At 55.9% G+C, this 18328-nt stretch carries 16 protein-coding genes and 1 pseudogene; 10 read left to right on the top strand and 7 right to left on the bottom strand.

Annotated elements, in window-relative coordinates; translation table 11 throughout:
- Positions 1-153 precede the first annotated feature (153 nt).
- Both JNB85_RS01765 and JNB85_RS01760 read right to left on the bottom strand, forming a co-directional pair.
- Entirely contained in the window at positions 154-1311 is a 1158-nt protein-coding gene (locus JNB85_RS01765) for an ImmA/IrrE family metallo-endopeptidase (RefSeq protein WP_220332671.1), read from the bottom strand.
- A complete protein-coding gene (locus tag JNB85_RS01760; protein ID WP_220332670.1) occupies positions 1308-1598 on the bottom strand; it encodes a hypothetical protein in 291 nt (96 codons plus the stop codon). The genes JNB85_RS01765 and JNB85_RS01760 overlap by 4 nt, the downstream gene beginning before the upstream one ends.
- Positions 1599-1767: 169 nt before the next feature.
- Here JNB85_RS01760 and JNB85_RS30540 point away from each other — a divergent pair, with 169 nt between their 5' ends.
- From JNB85_RS30540 to JNB85_RS01745, 3 genes are read left to right on the top strand one after another with little or no spacing between them, the layout of a single operon-like run.
- Positions 1768-2043, top strand: a complete 276-nt coding sequence (locus tag JNB85_RS30540; protein ID WP_223216395.1) for a multiubiquitin domain-containing protein — start codon at positions 1768-1770, stop codon at positions 2041-2043.
- Positions 2018-3223 carry a ThiF family adenylyltransferase gene (locus JNB85_RS01750; RefSeq protein ID WP_220332668.1) on the top strand — a complete coding sequence of 402 codons (1206 nt, stop codon included), beginning with the start codon at positions 2018-2020 and terminating at the stop codon, positions 3221-3223. The genes JNB85_RS30540 and JNB85_RS01750 overlap by 26 nt, the downstream gene beginning before the upstream one ends.
- Entirely contained in the window at positions 3220-3615 is a 396-nt protein-coding gene (locus JNB85_RS01745; RefSeq protein WP_220332667.1) for a ubiquitination-like system serine protease family protein, read from the top strand. Before JNB85_RS01750 ends, JNB85_RS01745 begins: the two co-directional genes overlap by 4 nt.
- 544 nt (positions 3616-4159) lie before the next feature.
- Here the strand turns inward: JNB85_RS01745 and JNB85_RS01740 are convergent.
- On the bottom strand, positions 4160-5104 hold the full coding sequence (locus JNB85_RS01740) for an SH3 domain-containing protein (RefSeq protein WP_220332666.1): 945 nt from the start codon (positions 5102-5104) through the stop codon (positions 4160-4162).
- A 121-nt stretch (positions 5105-5225) separates the two neighbouring features.
- Between JNB85_RS01740 and JNB85_RS01735 the strand changes: the two genes are divergently transcribed.
- From JNB85_RS01735 to JNB85_RS01710, 6 genes are all read left to right on the top strand, one after another.
- Positions 5226-6674: a hypothetical protein gene (locus JNB85_RS01735; RefSeq protein ID WP_220332665.1), complete on the top strand. Its 1449-nt coding sequence runs from the start codon at positions 5226-5228 to the stop codon at positions 6672-6674.
- Positions 6652-7482 (top strand): hypothetical protein, encoded by an 831-nt coding sequence (locus tag JNB85_RS01730; protein ID WP_220332664.1) that lies wholly within the window; start codon positions 6652-6654, stop codon positions 7480-7482. The genes JNB85_RS01735 and JNB85_RS01730 overlap by 23 nt, the downstream gene beginning before the upstream one ends.
- A complete protein-coding gene (locus JNB85_RS01725) occupies positions 7482-8663 on the top strand; it encodes a septation ring formation regulator EzrA (RefSeq protein WP_223216394.1) in 1182 nt (393 codons plus the stop codon). The genes JNB85_RS01730 and JNB85_RS01725 overlap by 1 nt, the downstream gene beginning before the upstream one ends.
- Positions 8648-9589 (top strand): OmpA family protein, encoded by a 942-nt coding sequence (locus JNB85_RS01720; RefSeq protein ID WP_220332663.1) that lies wholly within the window; start codon positions 8648-8650, stop codon positions 9587-9589. The genes JNB85_RS01725 and JNB85_RS01720 overlap by 16 nt, the downstream gene beginning before the upstream one ends.
- A 494-nt stretch (positions 9590-10083) precedes the next feature.
- Positions 10084-10893 (top strand): helix-turn-helix transcriptional regulator, encoded by an 810-nt coding sequence (locus JNB85_RS01715; RefSeq protein WP_220332662.1) that lies wholly within the window; start codon positions 10084-10086, stop codon positions 10891-10893.
- A 307-nt stretch (positions 10894-11200) separates the two neighbouring features.
- Entirely contained in the window at positions 11201-11914 is a 714-nt protein-coding gene (locus JNB85_RS01710) for a hypothetical protein (RefSeq protein ID WP_220332661.1), read from the top strand.
- Between the two features lie 72 nt (positions 11915-11986).
- Here JNB85_RS01710 and JNB85_RS01705 read toward each other — a convergent pair whose 3' ends face one another.
- From JNB85_RS01705 to JNB85_RS30535, 4 genes and pseudogenes are all read right to left on the bottom strand, one after another.
- Entirely contained in the window at positions 11987-12949 is a 963-nt protein-coding gene (locus tag JNB85_RS01705) for a calcium-binding protein (protein WP_220332660.1), read from the bottom strand.
- Positions 12950-13085: 136 nt separating this feature from the next.
- Positions 13086-14396 carry an HlyD family type I secretion periplasmic adaptor subunit gene (locus JNB85_RS01700; RefSeq protein WP_220332659.1) on the bottom strand — a complete coding sequence of 437 codons (1311 nt, stop codon included), beginning with the start codon at positions 14394-14396 and terminating at the stop codon, positions 13086-13088.
- Entirely contained in the window at positions 14393-16135 is a 1743-nt protein-coding gene (locus JNB85_RS01695; protein WP_220332658.1) for a type I secretion system permease/ATPase, read from the bottom strand. Before JNB85_RS01695 ends, JNB85_RS01700 begins: the two co-directional genes overlap by 4 nt.
- Before the next feature lie 460 nt (positions 16136-16595).
- A pseudogene (locus JNB85_RS30535) lies at positions 16596-16832 on the bottom strand (L,D-transpeptidase); the annotation flags it as partial.
- A gap of 222 nt (positions 16833-17054) precedes the next feature.
- On the opposite strand from JNB85_RS30535, the gene JNB85_RS01690 reads away from it, so the two are divergent.
- Positions 17055-18212 (top strand): RelA/SpoT domain-containing protein, encoded by a 1158-nt coding sequence (locus tag JNB85_RS01690; RefSeq protein ID WP_220332657.1) that lies wholly within the window; start codon positions 17055-17057, stop codon positions 18210-18212.
- Positions 18213-18328: the final 116 nt, after the last annotated feature.

Genomic DNA, 18328 nt, shown 5'->3' with positions numbered 1-18328 from the left:
GAGCTTGCTTCTAAAGTCACCCCGTTTGATCTCATCACAGACGCTTCCCGATTAGACAGTCTTGCATTTCAGATCCTCAAATGTCCGTGCCCGCCTGGAGCAGGGCCAGGACTGCGCACAACTCATCTCTGAATCTAATGGCCGTTCGACCTTCTAGCCACCGTCAGCAAGAAGGTGCTTTCGCACCTGACCCCTACCCACTAGCCTTGCGAACTTGCGGTAATCGGAGTTGTCATGTTGCCATCTACCAGCCACAATAGCCGGATGCACGCCGACTTTCTCTGCAAACGCCTCAAGCTCGTCACCATCGAAGTCATCAGAACCAACCGTCGACCAAAGCTCAGGGGGAATGAGGGCATCGCGGGCGAACTCATCAGCCTCGGTTTCCATGGCGTCCGAACTTCTAACCTCCAGATCGTCTAGAATAAGCGGATTGTCGCCACCGAGATGGCAAACCACGTGAGCGTACTCGTGGAGTAGCGTGAACCAAAAATTGTCGATTCGGTCATGGCGTAGCGTGAGGGCGATTATCGGCGTCCCGTCCGCCCTGCGCATTGCTGCTCCGTCGAGGTAGGTACCGGGTAAATGCTCGAGAATAACCAGTACGATACCGATGTTTCCAAGGTATGAATGCAGTTCAGTGTGCCAATGGGGCGAGGTACTCAGCTTCGCCAACCCGCGCGCGGTCGCTGTTGCGTCTTGTATCGGCTTCTTCGTAACGCCAGAGGATTCTGCCTTGAGCATCACCGCGGCGCACCAGGCCTCCAGTGCACCGAAGTCGGTCTTGGCGTTGGTCCTCTCTGTTCTCGTCTTCCGGAGCATTGCAACTGCTGGCGAAATCGCACAAGCCCGAAAAAGAAACGCCTCTATCGTTTCGCGGCCCTTCATGACGCCGAGCTTCCTGAGCTTCTCGATCGCCGCTACCGAAGCCGTGGATCGGCCAGTCGTTGGCTCGTGCTTGATCTCGCCAATGAGTGAGCCGACGGGAATTCCGAGATGCGTATGTAGCGCCCTGATCTGATCGACTGTGGGCTGGCGCTGGCCGTTCAGAATCTCGGATACGCGAGACTTGCTACCGATGTATGGCTCCAAATCGCGCGGCTTGAGGCCTTTTTGGCTCATTCGAAACTTGATTGCATCGGCTGGAGACGTCTCGGTCAGCTGATCATGAGATTGCTCCCATCGCTCGATTAAGGCCTGGAGTATTTCGAGGTCGTCAATTGATTGTTGATCGGTGAGAGTAATCAACCGCCGCGCCTGCTTGAGCGCTGTCTCGTAGTCATGCTCGGTTCGAATTGGTCGAATAGTCATGCAGCTTTCCCCTTTGTTGCACGACGCGGTTGGGCGCTATCTGCTACGCCCGCGTACTCAATGAGCATCATTTCAGCGTGATAATTCACTAACAGGTCAACATGGTGTCCGGGGCCGAGCGGGATACGCACTTGCGCTCCGTCGATCGTCGCCGTCGGATAGTGCTCGGCAAGGTCTGCATCGGTTTTCCAGGATCCGTCGGCCAATTCCGCCCACAGTGCTCTTGCTGCGGTGGCGATTGTTTCATCCGCACACTTCGCCAGTTCGCCAAGATTTCCGATTCCCATGAGTCGCATCGGGAAATTAATAGCTCCGGTCCCAGCTGCAAAAAATAGTTCCCAAATGTGGGACGTGGATTGCGCAGACATTTCCTTTGTGCCATATAGAGAGCGTTCCATATTTGGGAACAAATTTCAAGGTTTATCGACAATCCTTATCGGAAAGGGGTTACGACACATGTCCATTGATGGCGTGGAAGACAAAAAAGGTAAGCCGCCCAACAGCTACGATCTTATCGTCAACGGTCGTCCGCGCACCGTTTACGAGAAGAAGCAGACCTATCGCGATATTGCGAAGCTTGCGTATCCCGACGCCGACTTCGAGAAATTTCAGTATACGATCACCTACTTCAAAGGTGAGCATGATCACACGGAAGGCGATCTCGTCGAAGGCGAGAGCGTCAACGTGAAAGACGGTATGGTCTTCAATGTCCGTCGATCTGATAAATCGTAACGCCGATCTTCGCAGACTGGATGAGGAGGGCTTCGTTCTCGAGGTCCGTGACGGATACCTTCTCGTCCATCATGTGCCATATGTGCGGCCGGACAAAACGCTGGCCCGTGGCATGCTAGTCTGCAGGCTCATCCTCGATCCCAACGGCAATACCGTGAGTCCATTGCCGGACGGGGAGCATACTATGTATTTTGCTGGTGATACTCCTTGCAACCGCGACGGAAGTCGTATGGAGGCGATCATCAACAACAGCGCAGATTGCGCTTTGACCGAAACGATCAAGGTTAATCACTATTTCTCGTCAAAGCCTGAAGCGACAGGAAAATATGTCGACTACTATGAGAAAATCGTTACGTACGAACGACATCTGGGAGGTGCTGCTCGTTCCTACGATCCGTCGGCAAACGCACGGACAGGCGAGAAGATTTCAGCGCAGCTGCCTGATAATCCCTTCGCGATCCCGGACACCAGTTCCTCTCGCTACGGTTTAGGCAAAGTCTCCCGAAAACTTGCTTTCGAGAAGGTGGCGATCATAGGCCTCGGTGGCACCGGATCGTATGTCTTGGATCAGCTGTCCAAGACATACATCAAGGAGATCTACACCTTCGACGGCGACCAGGTTCTGAACCACAACCTGTTTCGTTCCCCTGGAGCACCGGTCGCCGAGCTGACAGCATCGTTTCCGATGAAAGTCGACTACTACGCGCGTATCTATTCGACGATCCACACTGGGATCAGGCCTCACGCGTACAAGGTAACTGACGAGAATATCCACGAGTTGGCTGGCTTCGACTTCGCTTTCGTGTGCGTTGACAAGGGACGATCCCGCGAACTGATTGCCCGCGGCCTCCAGCGTCTGGGCATCACGTTTATCGACTGCGGAATAGGCTTGGGTCTCGAGGATGATCGCCTCGATGGAGTAACGCGATCAACGCTTGTCACTCCAGGCATGCCGTGGTCAGAGGTGTCCCGGCTGCTCTCGTTTGGCGACGATGACGACGAAGAGGACCAAATCTACAAAGCAGCAATTCAAGTCGCCGACCTCAACGCACTTAATGCAACACTTGCTGTGCTGCGTTGGAAGCGCTGGGCGGGATTTTATCGGGATAGCCGCAATGAGATCCAGTCCGTGTATACGGTGGAAGGTAACTTCATTTCCAATCGAGAGGCAGAGAAATGAAGATCAACCGTCTTCGTCCGCAAATGGTCGAGCAAATGCCGGAGACGTTGGAGGACGGCATCATCTATATTTCGGAAAGATATCGTGTGGCCTTGCACAACTGCTGCTGTGGCTGTGGAGAGGAAGTCTCCACACCGCTCGGTCCTACCGAGTTTTCGATCAGAGTTGACGGTCCCGCGGTGACGTTAAGACCGTCTATCGGAAATCACGACTTTGCATGCCGCTCACATTATTTCATCACGAACGGCAGCATTGATTGGGCTCCGGCGATGACCCGTGCGCAGATTGAAGCTGGTCGGGCTTACGATAGACGCCTGAAGGAAGCAAATCGGTCGCAGTCTGGCGCAATTCTAAGCTGGATACGAACCTGGATTACAAGGCTATTCAAATAGCGTTAGGCGACAGGCTATTTCCTAGGACGGTCGGATAACCCTGCGATCGGCTGCGATTGGCAGTCCACTCTGTGATCCGCTTTCTATGGACGAGCAACCGGAGTTTCTCCACGGAGAGAACATTAGAGGTTCTCACGACCAGGAAGTCTGGAGGTGAGGTTCCCCGACGGACGATTGGGCGAGAGGGCAACCTGGTTTTGCCTGCGCCCGAGGATGCGCACAGTTCGCAGCACCACTTTTCGATCCTCCTGTTCCAAAAGTGTCGGCCAAGGAACGCGGTCGCCCCGAGGTCATCGTTGGTCCCGTCACGATCCGCCGGGGACGAGCGCGCCTCTGCCACGCGCATCGCGCTGTCGTGCGTTTCGACATCACCGGCATGAATGCCATCGGTGGCGCGCCGGACATAGGCGTCTCGTGGAGGCGGCTTCATAGAAGGTGTTGCTCGCCACAACGACCGTTTTATCCTGTTGGCACTAACGGGTGTCCTCGGAGCTCATGACGGAGCTATGGTCCGTCAGACGGCGTAGGTACCCGCGGCTTAGCACTAACGGCTTGCCTGCTGCCTGAAGCTCGAGATCATGTCCGCCGAAACGTCACCTGGAAAACAGAGCGGAGCATATCCGCCACCGCGATTATAAGCGCTCCGCTTGCCACAACGTCGTCCTCCACGGTCAATGTTATACGGGCAGGCGCATGAGCTCGGATACATCGCAATAGACTCGGCAATGATCCGTTGGACGATAAGCGAATCCGGTATTGACGTAGCAGCCGTCGGCGGCTCGGTCTTTTTCTGTGGAGCCGCTTCTTCTTTTGGCTCTGCCGGCTGTGGCTTCTCTTCGGTCAACAGACTCGTGGAAATCCAGCCATCCCGCTGTGTGAGAGGATCGCGTATATGAGACCAGTCGCCCTGTGTTTGGAGCAAGGTTACTTCGCGACCGCTGTCGAATCTGTCGAGAATCCCGAACTGCTTGCCCGGGCCATCGCGTAAAGCCACTTTGCGCCCCTTTACGAAAACGGTGATAGAGTCAGGCTGCGGAATGACTTCGATCGGCTTCCGCGGCTCCGCAATGGGCGCGGAGACAACGGACGGTTCGACGGGTGCCGATGCCAATTGTTTTCCCGCAACGGACCGAGTCTCAACGGGGCTACTTGTCGTCTGCGCGACCGGAGCTGAAGGCTGCGATGCAGTCTGCTCCTTGTGGCCAAACAAGGAGCCGAGTCCGCCCAAAACCAGCACGACAAAGAGCAGAGCTGGTGTAAACTTGGGTGTCTTTCGGGATCGGCGTCTCCTCGCCATGGCAACTCTCGATGGCATGCTGAATATCAACGATTGCTCATACCACACGCGAAAGTCGAGGTCATTGACGGACTTTTTTTGATATTGATTTTCGATGAAGCTTCGCGTGCGTGTAAGACCGAGGGCGGCAATACAGTGCACTGCTCCCGCTGCAGGAAGCCGCGCTCGAGCTTCATCGGCGGGCCAGGACATACATTAACCGTCCTCCGCGTTTATCAAAAAACGTATTCAATCGCCGCTGGACCGGGCACAACCAGTGCGGTAGGGATTGCAAAATTAAGAAAATCGCAACCATGTGTCGGCGAGGACCGAATTGCGTTTTGAGGCACTAAACAAACTCTGGAACAACGTTCGAGAATCCAGTCACGACTTCCGTGCGTCGACGGAGATATTCCCGGCCCTCGATACGGAGAAGCTGGCACAGACGCTCGAGGTCCGGGAGAAGGGCGCGGAGAACGGAGCCTCCAATCGTCCCGCCGCTTCCGCGCAGTCCCTCGATGAAATCGAACAGCGGATCGTGGGCCGTGTCGAACAGGAGAAGGCGTCCGCGTACCAGATCCTCGAGGACCAGTTCCAGACGTTCGAAGGCCGTCTTCGTAATCTCGATTTCGAGGGACAGTTCGGCCTAATTCGGCAGGCGAACGCGTCAAGTCTCTCGGACTTCAAGGCGGAGATCGCCAGCGGTGTCGACGAGCTTCATGGTCTTCGGCGCGACCTCAAAATCGCCGAAGACGAGATGGCCTCCTTCAAGCGAAACCATCGGCTCGACCGGGCTGCCAAGGTGCCGAGCGCTGGAGCCACGAGCGTGAAGGTCGCGTTGCTCGTAGTCCTGGTCCTGATCGAAGTGGTTATGAACGGCAATTTCCTCGCCAAGGGAAGCGAGCAAGGCATTGTCGGCGGCATTACCGAAGCCATCGTCTTTGCCATTCTGAATATTGGGGCCGCGTTGCTCTTTGCGTTCTTCTGCGTACGCAACCTCTTGCATCGGTCCTGGTTGATGAAGCTCGGTGGCCTCGTCGGACTGATTTTCTACGTGGCAGTCGCGGTCGCAGTGAATCTTGCGCTTGCGCATTACCGCGAGGTATCCGCCACTATCCTCGAGGGCGCGGGGGCGGAGGTCATACGGCGGATCCGCGAAAATCCGTGGGGCTTGGTTGAGCTGAACTCATGGATGCTGTTTGCAATCGGGCTTTTCTTTTCGATCCTGGCATTCATCGACGGGTGTGTGCTGACCGACCCATACCCGGGGTTCGCCGGCGTTCAAAAACGCCTCGATGCGGCTCGCGACCACTACATCAGCGGAAAGCAGGATCTCATCGACAATCTTCGCGAGATCCGTGATGAGCATAACGAGAAAATCGAAGAAATCGTTCGTGATCTCAGTTCCCGTCGCCAGGAATCGTCCGCGATAATAGCCCATCGAACTCGGACGGTTGGTCTATTCGCTGAATACCAGAGCCAGCTCGAACGAACTGCAAATGCCCTTCTGACGATCTACCGGGACGCCAATCGAAACGCGCGGACCGATCCAGAACCGCAGTACTTCGCTGCTCCTTACAAACTGGAGCGGCTGACGCCGGTGACCAAGACAAGTGAAGAGTGGGATGACCGCGTCCTTTCGGAACGCATCCAGGTCGCCCAGACAGAACTGAACGAGCAGATCAGAAAGATCGGTTCGGAGTTCGAGGCCGCTGTCGAACAATACCACAGACTAGACAAGCTTTTCCCGGAGGCAGGCGTTGGCACGGAACAGGCGGCGTAACAGTCGCGCCAGGAAAGGCGGTTTTTCCGTCGGTTCGATCATTGCCACCGTAGCGCTTTCGGTCGTCGCTCTGGGTATGATCGGAGCTTTCGGATGGCTGAAATACCGCGCGATGTCGAATGTCGCGCTTGATAAGGCGTCTCTGTGCCCGGTGACCGGGCCTACAAGCGAGACGGCCATATTGCTCGACGTCACCGATCCGATATCGGAGCCCACTTCGCTCGATCTCAAGAACCAGTTCCGTTCGCTCGTTGAAGGTATCTCGGTCGGTGGCGCGATCGACATTTACGCGCTCACGGACAAGGAAGGAAAGCTGGTGAATACCTTCCACGGGTGCAACCCCGGAAGCGGAGAGTTGGCTGACGAGTGGACCAGCAATCCCAGACTTGTACAGGAACGGTGGGAGAAGGGATTTCAGAAGCCTCTCGATGAGATCGGGGGCAGACTGGGCACAGGGGCCACAGGTGAATTCTCTCCGATCATGGCAGGTATCCAGCGGATCAACCTCGAGGCATTCCAGCGCCTTCCGGCGGCGACATCGAAAACGCTCTACGTCGCATCGGACATGATCGAACACACGCCTTCCTTTTCCAGCTACCGTGATGGCGTCTCGATCGCGAAGTTCGATGCAAGCCCGGCGCGGGAAAAATTCAGGACATCACTGGATGGAGTGAGCGTTAAAATCCTGGCGTTTCAGCGTCCAGGGCAGAAGTTCAAGACGGAGGATCTGGTAGCATTCTGGAAATCATGGATCGAGGGCAACAACGGAGAATTCGCCGGCTTCACTCGTTTGGAGGGACTTGAGTAATGTCCACGAAAGATGGCAGCCGCTCTGCTTTCCGAGAATATGCCCCAATTGTCCTATTCGCCGGCGTGACTATCGGAGGCATGATCTTCATCTGGACGGCAAAGCTCGCTGCTTGGTCGACTTTCGCAGTTACCGTCGTCCCGCTCGCCTTGATGGGGATCTACTTCCTTGCATCGATCGTGTTCGGCGGGTTTCGGCTGCATAACGAGCAGGCTGGCGACAATCTCTACTATATGGGTTTCCTGTTCACGCTCTCGAGCCTGGGCGTGTCGCTTTACCTGTTCGCGGGCGAGACATCGATCGAAACCATCGTTCGGAACTTTGGCATCGCGGTGACCTCAACGATTGCCGGCGTTACACTACGTATTCTGTTCAATCAGATGCGCCGTGATCCGCTTGATATCGAGAGGAGCGCTCGACACGAGCTGGCCGAAATGACGCGCCGGGTCCGGACAGAGCTGGATTCCTGTTCGCGCGAGTTTTCGAACTACCGCCGCGTGAGCAACCAGATGCTGACTGAAGGTTTCGAGGAAATCGCCCGCCAGGCGGAGAAGAACGGCGAGCAAATCAGGAACGCCATCGAGGCTATTTCCAAGGAAGCGATCGTCCCCATTCAGGAAGCGGCGAAGAAGCTGTCGTCGATCATCGAGGACCACAATAGGTCGGTGACCGACCAAGCGGCTGAGGCGACGAGGAAGCTCACCGAGACCACCGATAAATTATCCACCATCATCGACAAATTCGGTGTCGCTGTTCAGGGCGTGGGAAGCCGACTGGAGGAGATCAAGTCGCCTGAAGACGTGATTCGCGTCGAGCTCACTCCGACCATCAACGCCATTAGGGAGATGACGGAGGCCCACCTCAAGCGCATGGAGGAGGGCATTGCTGAATCGCGTTCCCAGTCTACCAAGGTCGATGAAGCCCTGAAGCCTCTCACGAGCATCGACACCAAGCTGGATCGGATTGCCGAGGCGCTCGAACGCGAGCGCGACGTTCCGGCTGTTGGGGCGGAGCCAAAGCCGGACAATGTCCCCATTATGCCAGCCTTTGCTTCTACCGATGCTTTCAAAGTCGAAACGGACGCCATGCCGGTCGTCTTTTCTGAGAATGAACTAGCCGAGGGATCCTACGAGGCGGCGGGCGAGCCCAAGCGACGGTGGTTCAAATGGTCAGCACGGTAGGCGAGAGCCCAAAACTCGAGCACAAAGGTTACAATCGTGGCTTGATCCTTGGGCTGACGATGGCGGAATCAATGCTTCTGTTGGTCTTCTGCCTTTTGCTCGTTGCGGCGGCGATGATCACGGCTGAACGAAAACAACGCCTTGATGCCGAGCGCCGTCTTGTCCAACTGGAAGAACAGAACCGCGAACTCTCGAGTCAGTTGGTAGAGATGCAGTCGAAACTGGGAACGCCCCTATCGGCGGCCGATCGCGCCGCCTTCGAGCGCGAATGGCGGGAACTGGTTTCCGCGCGTCAGGTCATCGACCAACTGAAGATGAACGGCGTCAGTCCGGAGGATCTTGCGACGTTAGCCGCGGTCGCGAAGGTTCTCGCCGCGAACAATATTCCACTCGACAGGGCTGCCGATCAATTGGAAAAGCTTCTCCAGGCCGGCATAAAGCCTCATGAGTGGCCGCCGATTATCAATTTGTCCGAAGCTGGTGGGTATTATTTTACGTCTGGTAGCGCGGAGCTCACACCTGCGTTTCAGACGAAACTTAGCACCTCCATCGGCGACCAGATCGCCGACAACCTTCAACGCTACCAGGTAGATGTCATCGAAGTAATCGGTCACACCGACGAGCAGCCGATCTCTAGAGGCACATCCAATCTCGACAAGACGTTTATCAACGTGATCGGCGGCCAAATGCCAGTGACCACCCTTCAACCGGCCGACAACGCTGGTCTTGGCCTTGCGAGAGCCATCGCCGTTGCCAACGTGCTCAAGGCCGATCCAAAACTGAAGGGAGCCACTGTCCTACCGATGTCTGCGGCCCAATTGGTGATGCCTGGCGATATCCTGACGACAGGGCAGGCGGGTGATGTGAAGGAGCGTCGTCGTATCGAGATCAGAGTCAGGCGGCGGGCAGAATCGCTGCAGCCTTGAGCGGTTGCCCAAACTAAACATCATATGGAAAATGATTTGCTAGACTCGGTCGCTTCTTGTTTCTCTGCCTTCTTGCGGTGCTTATTTCTCAGTTCAGCCAGCTGAGATCGGGTTACCCGAACTAGCTTCTCCTGCGCGCTGATCGCCTCGGACGAATGCTGGTTCGGTCTCACGAAGAGGGCTCAAGTTTGACGGCACAGATTGAGGCGGTCCATGTCCAAGAACGGACGGTATTTCGAAGTGCTGCAAACGACTTATTGGTCTCTTCGAGCAGCTGGCGGAACCTTGTGAAGCGCCGTCGCCGCCGTGATTTTTACCGTTCGGTTCGACCGTGTTTGGATATTCCACACATATTTCGACGTTTCGGACGGTAAACAGCAGTCGAATGGCTCTAAATTAGACAATCAAAACGTGCTTTTTCTTGTTAAAATTTAGGGTTGAAACTGACCTATGATTGCATTCTTTATCGGCCTCTGAATCGTGGGGGAGAGTTCATGGACCGAGAAGAAATCTTGTCGTTCGGGTCGTCAGCAATTGATTCAGCTACCGGACTCGATGACCTGCACGCGGTCCTTTACGAGCTTCGGGATCGCTTTGCCGTCGCGCATCTTACCTACCACACTGTGCGACAGGCAGGTTCAGGAGACGAAAATATACTCCTAACCACAGCAGATCCCGCCTGGCGTGAACGATATCTCGAACGCGGATACATATCGATTGACCCTGCTGTCATCGAAGTAAGGAAAACAGCGCTACCAGTTGATTGGGGTCAGTTGGACCGCTCGTCTTCAGTTCTGAGGCGCTACTTTAAAGACCTCGATAAGTTCGGATTTGGGCGACGCGGGTACTCGATCCCGTGCTTCAGTGCCGAAGGTGAATTCGGAGTTCTGGCTTTCTCCGCCGACCACATAGATGACGAGAACTGGAGACGCTTTTCTCAAAGGAGAGCACCTGACCTGGCCTTTCTCGGCCAGCGTTTGCACGTCAAAGTGCATTCCATCAACCAAAATCCCGTGTCTTCACCGCGATTGACACCTCAAGGCAAGCGCCTCTTGTCCCTCCTTGCGCAAGGACATGCCCCCAAGGCGATCGCAGGGATGACGAACCTTTCCATCCACACAGTGCGAATGCATCTCGACAATGCTCAGGCAAGACTTGGTTGCCGCACAAAGGCGGAAGCTGTGAAGCGGGCACTCGATCTGAGGCTGATATCGACGAATTCACGCATGCTGCTGATGGCGAGCCTGGGGTTGCTTGCGCCTGACGGGCCTCTGAGTTCCATATTCGACCTGGCCTGCGCCTAGCCCCCGGCCGTTCTCGAACCAATTTTATCGCTGTCACCTGGGCTTGGTGGTAAACGCTTGGTTAAAAACATAGGAATCTTCGGAGATTGTAAAACAATTGGCGGTTGGGCAATGTCCATCGCGCGTCAACTTTATCCTGTGTCCGTAGCTATCGGGTTCAGGATTTAGCTCGCGGAGTAAGCGTTTTGTTAACACGCAAAATTCAAAGTTGTGAAAACTAACGTCTCACGTTGCTCAGGCATGATGCCCCAAGCTCTTCCGTGTCGCGAATTCCGATGGAGGGAGTTCCGGTACCAGAGGAACGAAAATGACCGCGATTTCTTCAGCGAACAATGCGGCACTGCTCATCCTGCAGCAGACGAACGCATCGCTGCTTCCCAACAAACAGCAAGCCGGGAAATCGGCTGCCGACGCTATCGCAGCCATCGCTAACGGCATTTCCAGTCAAACAAGCGCCGTAAAGACCCAGGCGGCGTCGACTATCAACAACGCGCTGCTCGACGTCAAAGAGAGCAATGACGGGATTGTCTCGAGCGCGCTTGATTTCCTGGATTCGGGGAGCTTCAAATCTAGCGATGCCGGCGTCGCCGACGTCATCAAGAAGCTCATCAATGACGATGGAGATAAATTTGCCTCGCTAGTCAAAGCCGAAAAGGCGAAGAATCCCAGTATCAGCGATGACAATGCGATCGCCAATGCCATTCAGCGCCTGATCCGCGACAACAGATCCAAGTTCGGCGACGGCGAATTCGTGATCGGCTTCCAGCTTGGAAACGGTGGCGCGATCATCTCGAACATCGAGGACAAAAATGGAAACAGCACCAGTAAGACCCTTATGACGGGATTGAAGACGGCCCAGTCCTCACTGATCGAGGCGGGGATGATCATCAGCAGGTCGGATGGGAGCAATACGGATGAGCTGAAAGCGGCATCCGCAATGCTGAACAACAGCAATTTTGGAAAAGCGTCGAAGGACTTCGCAGCTTGGAATGACAAGTGGCGAGACGCATTTGGCTTTTGAGGCCCAGTTAAATCCTGGAGTATTCGCGAAAGAGGCCCAGTTCGAAATCGATCTGGGCCTCTTCAATTCCTCTTATGCAAAGAGCAGATCGGAGCCGTCGATCGCGGTCGGCGAGACACCGTTCAGAAGGGCGTAGGTATAGTGTGCGCTTCCATCATCGAACTGCAGAAGTGCGGAGCCGCCAGAGTTATAGAGGTTCACGAGCGTGACGGACGAGCCGACGACGATTTTGTCGATACCATCGGCCCAATCATAGATGGTGTCGATACCTTGACCTACTTCGAACCAAAACCAGTCCGCGCCTGTGCCTCCATAGAGGGAATCGTTACCCGCGCCGCCGAGGAGGATGTCGTTTCCGGTTCCGCCACGAAGGGTGTCGCCCAAGATAGAACCGAAGATCGTATCATCGCCACCCTGACCATCGACGATCGCGCCAGAAAAAGTGTTCGTGGCACTGTTATAGAAGCGGGACGCATAGATGGTATCTCCAAGCGTGTCATCGCCGCGGATTCCGTCGAAGTCGATGATCGTGCTATGAGTGAAGTCGACAGTGCCGCCAGTGAGGACGATATACGACGGGAGGGTGCTCTGGCTCTGGATCAGTTCGACATCGGTGATCGTGCCGATCTGAAGCAGAGATTCCGACGGGTGTCCGCCGTCCCAGCCGTTGTAGTTTAGGAGGACGATAGCGTCATTGCCGCTGCCGCCATCGTAGTTTCCGTTTCCTACGCCATAGGACACGAAGATATCGTTGTCGGCTCCCCCGAAGACGGAATTGAAGCCGGGGCCGAGATAGATGGTATCGTTGCCTGCTTCACCGTAGACGACATCGACGCCGCCAGCCGAGACGTCCATTTCAGGGTAGCTGGCGTAAATAGTGTCATCGCCTTCCCCACCGTAGATTTGATCGCTGCCGCCGCCGCCGACGATGGTGTCATTGCCACCGTAGCCATAGATGTTGTCGCTTAGGTCCACCCCCATATAGGTCGTTCCGATCAGGAAGTCGCCCAAGGGGGTGCCGTATACATCAGCCATTTTCGTGCTCCTATTATGCCGACAAACCATTCGTCGGCCTGTTTGCGGACACGGCATTCCTGAGCCACAAACGGTCTCGTTTGCCGCGTCCGCGTCTCGGTGCGATCTTTGAAAAGACCGCTATGTTCGGTAGTTGTTAGTCCTGACGGAAAACGCGATTGGCGTGATCCCGTATGGGCTTTACGAAGTAGGACAGCACCGTGCGGTCGCCCGTGCGTATGAAGATTTCGACAGGCATGCCAGGCAACAGCGCCAAGCCTTTCAAGCGCTCAAGCTCGGTTTGAGGTATGGAAACCGAGGCACGGTAGAAGTTGGCCCCGGTCTGTTGGTCGGTCTCCAAATCCGCTGAAATGCGAACCAACGAACCCTGCAGTTCCGGGGTGGTGTTTCTATTGAATGCAGTCAGCATGAGCCTCGCCCCCTGACCGACCGCCAATTGATCGATGTCCTTCGGAGCGACACGCGCTTCGACGGTAAGATTGTCGTGCTGCGGCACGATCGTCATGAGCGTCTCGGCAGGTGTTATCACGCCCCCGACTGTATGAATCGACAATTCGTGGACAACACCATCGACTGGGGCCCTAATATCAATGTGTCGGAGTTGGTCACTAGCCGTGACCTCTTGCTCGATGAGTTTTGCCTCTTCGTTTTCGACATCGCGCAGTTCAGCTGCCACTTCGGCACGCATAGACTGATCGACCTGAAGAAGTTGAAGCTCGATCTCCGCGATGCGGCCATGGGCTGCGGCCATTGAGGCGATCAATTGGCCGCGCTCTCCGCGCAAGCGCGCGGCATTGCGCTCCAGGGCGTTGACCTGACTCATAGTGATACCACCGACCTCGAACAGCCGACGCAGGCCCTCCAGTTCTTTGCCAACGAGCCCGATCTCCTCCCCTTTAGCTTCCTGTTGAACGTCGAGGCCGCTAATCTGCTCGCGGAGCTGCGCTATTTGCTCCCGCAGCCGTGCCCTTTGACCGTCTCGCGACTCCTTCCTCTCCTCGAAAAGCCGGTTCTCGCTCACCATCGTCACCCGGGCCTCTTCGCCCGAGAGTCGCTGAAGAAGAAATGCGGGGACTTCGACACGGGGAAGATTGTCTCGCTCGGCTTCGAGGCGCGACTGGCGGGCGTAAAGGTAGTTGAGGTTCTTCGATATGGCGGAAAGATTGGCGAGTGCGACCGTAGCGTCTAGTCGTACGATCACATCCCCTGCTACGACGGGCTGGCCCTCCTTTACCAGAAGTTCCGAGACTATACCGCCCGACGGATGCTGCACCTTTTTGACATTCCCATCGACTACCAAGATACCGTTCGCAATCACCGCACCCGATAGCTCGGTCGTGGCTGCCCATCCACCCATGCCGCCGAAGATGACCGCGATGCTGATCGTTCCAGCTACAAGGTTGCGGCGCAGCGAGCGAAGAAGAAGCGTCGTCGGATCGCTGGTCATGACTGCATCTCCCCTTCGATCAGGGTCAGGTTGGGAGAAGTCGCCGGGCGCAACACTCGCGGTTTTTGCTGCTGCAGCGTCTTGAGAATCTCGTCGCGTCGGCCGAAGGCCTTGGCAACACCGTTCTCCATCACCAGCAGGAGGTCGAGTTGTGCCAACACACTGTTACGGTGCGCGACGACAATGACGATCCCGCCGCGGAGCTTGACCGCTGACATGGCATCCGCCAATGCCTTGTCGCCATCCGCGTCCAGGTTTGAGTTCGGTTCATCGAGTACAACAAGGAATGGATCGCCGTAGAGAGCCCGGGCGAGAGCGATCCGCTGACGTTGGCCTGCGGAGAGGTTAAGCCCGCCGTCGCCCACGTCGGTTTCGTAACCATCAGGCAGAGCTACGACCATCTCGTGTATGCCGGCCATTTTGGCCGCTGCAATCACCATTCGATCATCGGGCATATCCGAAAGACGTCCGATATTCTCAGCGATCGTGCCAGGAAAAAGATCGGAGCTTTGAGGCATGTAACCGATATGCCTGCCACGCTTTTCCTCCGCCCATTGATCGAGACTGGCACCGTCAAGGCTTACCTTTCCGCGTGCCAAAGGCCAGACACCGGTGATGGCGCGAACCAGGGAGGATTTTCCGGAAGCACTTGGTCCGATGATCCCGACGACCGTTCCGGCCTGGACACCAAAGCTAACATTCTGCACCGTCATCCTTTGTCGTTCGCCTGGAGGTGCCGCGAATACACCTTCGGCCGAAAGCGACATTTTAGGCGCAGGAAGGTCGGTTCGCTTCGCGGGATCGGGAAATAGCTTGAAAGCCTCTTGCAGCCGCTGCCATGCCTGTCGCGCGGCGATCATGCCTCGCCAGCAGCTGATCACCTGTTCGATTGGCTGCAGTGCACGCGCGACGACGATCGAGGCGGCGATGATCATACCGCCGCTCATGTCGCCGTGGACGACAAGATAAGCACCGACTGCCAAAGACCCCGACTGCACGGCCTGCCGAAGCGTCTTCGATGTAGTGGCAAACAGACTGGCGACGTCGCCGTTCTGCCGGTACAGATCGGTCAGGACTCCGTGCGCATCTGTCCAACGCCTTTCCACATGCTTCTGCATGCCCATTGCCAAAATTGCTTCTGCGTTGCGATGCGCTGCTTCGCCAAGCCGATTGCGTGTCGCTACGGCACCTGCGATTTGCTTGGTCCGTGCTCGCGCCAAGATCTCAGTTGCAACCGTCAGCCCGACCAGGATCACGACCGCACATGCAGCAAGGCCGCCGATCAAAGGGTGAAGAAAGAAGCAAACGGCCAGATAGACCGGCACCCATGGAAGATCGAGAAGGGCAACAGGTCCAGCACCGCTAAGGAACATGCGGATCTGATCCATTTCCTGCGCAGGCCTCAGGATATCGCCATTCATTTGCGTTCGAAGTGACGCTCCAGCAATAACGCTGAGCACTCGGCGCGATAGCGACAGGTCTACGATACCCGCTATTCTCGACAGCATCCTGCCGCGCACCACGTCGAGAACGCCAGAGAAGCCATAGAGACCTACTGCTAAAAACGACAATGATACGAGCGTTGGCAAGCTGCCGCTGGGGATCACCCGGTCATAGACTTCCAGCATAAACAACGGGCCGGTAAAGCCGAGCACGTTGATGAAACCAGAAAAACCGATCAGCCCAATCGCAACGGCGAGGAAGCCGACGCGCTGTACTGCTCCACTTTTCCTGCGCATATTCCCTCCCATTTGGGTAAATTACGCGAGCACTGCGGTCGAGACATTCTCGGCTACCGATTAAAAGCGCAACCTGCGAGGAGTCATGTATCGAGCATATGAAACGTTTGAATTGATGGGACAAACTGTGATAAGCGGAAAATAAAAGCGATCTAAAATTGGGAAATGATTCCCGTTTATCGCGAACTATTTCAGTTTCAGTTTTGGAGTTCAGCTATATTAGAGAAAATTGCACCCCACTCTCAAGCAGGTGGCAAGCTCATTCGCTCCGGTTGGGTCGACGAGGGCGGCCAGAGCGAAGGCTTGTGGGGAGCATGCGTGCGTGCGCAATCTGGACCGCGACACGATCGCGTTCGTCTGCAACAGGGCCGAGAACTCGTAGGCCACGGTATAGTCTGAAGTTTTCGCGCGGCACACAATGCTGGGTCAGCGACGCTTACCGATGCGATTACCGCTGGACGATCACTCGTGTCCCCGGGTTTGCGGGGCCAGCCTTCACGACCGCTGGAAGCCGTGGGTTCTTCTGGCGCATAGTGGCCGTCGGCCGCCACTCGGGATGCTCGCGCTTCGACACCACGCGGGTCGTGCCGTACCATTGCTTCCCTTCACGGCCAACAGCGATGGGGTAAGCGAATTGCTCTCCGCTTGCTGTCGTGTAAACAAGTGTGTGCTCGCGCGTGGCGATTACGAATAAGCCTGGGCTTTGGCTTGAACCATCGTTAGCAAAACGGCCACAGCAAGAAGAGCCAGCAGTCTCATTTTTCAGCATCCGCTCGTTATACAAGCGGTATTGGTCCGAACTCTATGGCGTCACTATGGCGGACTTTCGGAGTATCGAAATGTGTACTTCGCTTTCGGGGCGATGATTGCGCCATAGCCAAATGCTAAAATACCGAGCGACACTTTGGACTGATTCGTCATGCCGATTTATCCCGAACTTCAATTCAGCATGCATGAAGTGCGAGCAGCAGGAAAAAGGCTGAAGGACGACCTTCGCCTGACGCCCGACGTCGATTGGCGGGATGCCCACCATGTATTCGCCGTCGCCAATTCATGGCGCGACAGCCATTTCTTCCCGATGCGCTCTGTTTATCTCTCTGTCGCGTATCGCATGCGGAAGATTGGCATCAAAGGTGATATGGCGGCTCGGCCAAAACGGATGGCCAGTATTCGACGGAAACTCCGCGACTCCGACATCCACCTGGACCGCATGCAGGATATCGGAGGCTGCCGCGCCATTCTTGACGACATCGCTGGCGTTCGATCGATGCTCGCCGAGATCAATGAAGATTTTCCTCATCATGACAGGCGACAGTGGCCCTACATCGATGAGCCCAAGGAGGATGGCTATCGTAGTCACCACGTCTCTTTCGAGTTCCGCCCCCGAACGAAGGAGCAGTCGGTCTTCGCCGGTCGCCGCGTAGAATTTCAAATCCGTACACGCCTTCAACACTCATGGGCGACCGCAGTAGAGGCGGTGAGTTTGTTCAACGGCGAAGACTTGAAACATCATCGTGGCAGCGCCGAATGGCTGCGTCTGTTCAAGCTTATGTCGGGAGAATTCGCCTACGTCGAGGGTTGCCCGGTCGGTCCTGGCGTGCCTGACCGACCGTTCCGTATTTCTGAAATCAAAGCATTGGAAGCGAAGCTCGACGCGATCTCCACGCTGGAGAATATTCGAACAGCCACCACCTATGCAGAGACGCACCTTTATGGCGACGGCAAGTTCTTCTTGATCGTTTATAACAACGAAGATCACACCGTAGCCGTCGAGAGGTTCTCTGAAATATTGGCGCTTCAGGCGCGTCTCGCGATAATCGAGCGGCAAATCGAGGATGGTCTTACGCGATCAAAGGTCGTCACCGTAGAAGTCTCGCGCGTCGAGAACCTGGTGCGTACCTACCCGAACTACTTCGGTGACGTGGGTGTGTTCCTGGGGAACTTGCGAAGGATTGTTCAAGGCAAAGATGCCTTGGAATTCACGCTGATCCAGCAGGCCCGCGTGATCGTGCCGAAGCCTCAACCCGGCGATGTCCGCAACCTCACCCGGCGCTATACACGTTGGTATCCAAGCTAAACCCTCAGACACGGTAGGCTTCGGTTGAATTGGACCGAGGCCGGATGATCGCGGCAAACTTCCCGCCCGTCACATGGGATAGGCCGTCCTCGTCGATGTCACAGAGCTGCGCAGAG

Source organism: Rhizobium mesosinicum (assembly GCF_019511345.1).
Classification (GTDB): Bacteria; Pseudomonadota; Alphaproteobacteria; order Rhizobiales; family Rhizobiaceae; genus Rhizobium; species Rhizobium mesosinicum.
The sequence above is the reverse complement of the archived record's forward strand: the minus strand, read 5'-3'. Positions and strand labels throughout refer to the sequence as shown.